The sequence below is a fragment of the Neoluteolibacter marinus genome, assembly GCF_014904755.1.
Classification (GTDB): Bacteria; Verrucomicrobiota; Verrucomicrobiia; order Verrucomicrobiales; family Akkermansiaceae; genus Haloferula; species Haloferula marina.
In genome coordinates this window covers 1-364 of the sequence record NZ_JACZFQ010000234.1, presented here as the reverse complement: position 1 = coordinate 364, position 364 = coordinate 1, and the positions used below count along the sequence as shown (strand labels likewise).

Sequence of the window (364 nt, the reverse complement as noted above, 5' to 3'; positions counted from 1 at the left end):
GCACGCCGTACGACGCCATCATGCTGGAGCAGGTGCCAGCCGTCCTCCCCGTCTGGGTCGCGATCGGTCAGGCCCTGAACGAGATCGGGTACGAGGTCGCCACCGGGGTCCTGAACGCCGAGGAATACGGGGTCCCGCAGACCCGTCGACGTGCCATCCTGGTCGCCCGCCGTGACCGTGCCCCGGCGTTGCCTCGTCCCACCCACAAGCGCTTCCGGAAACTCGACCTGGCCCCCGATGACCTCCACGGCCTGTTGCCCTACAAGACCATGGGCAAGGTTCTGCAGCGCGGAGAGGAATTCACCGTCATCTCCAACTACGGAAGCGGAGGGGATCCGAAGGCTCGAGGGCGCAGGGGTTCTCA

Annotated in this window: 1 protein-coding gene; it reads left to right on the top strand. The window is 66.8% G+C overall.

Translation table 11 applies throughout. From position 1 onward, the window contains the following. Nucleotides 1-364 (top strand): DNA cytosine methyltransferase (locus IG178_RS24635; RefSeq protein WP_193215228.1); only part of this gene is annotated, 364 nt, incomplete at both ends.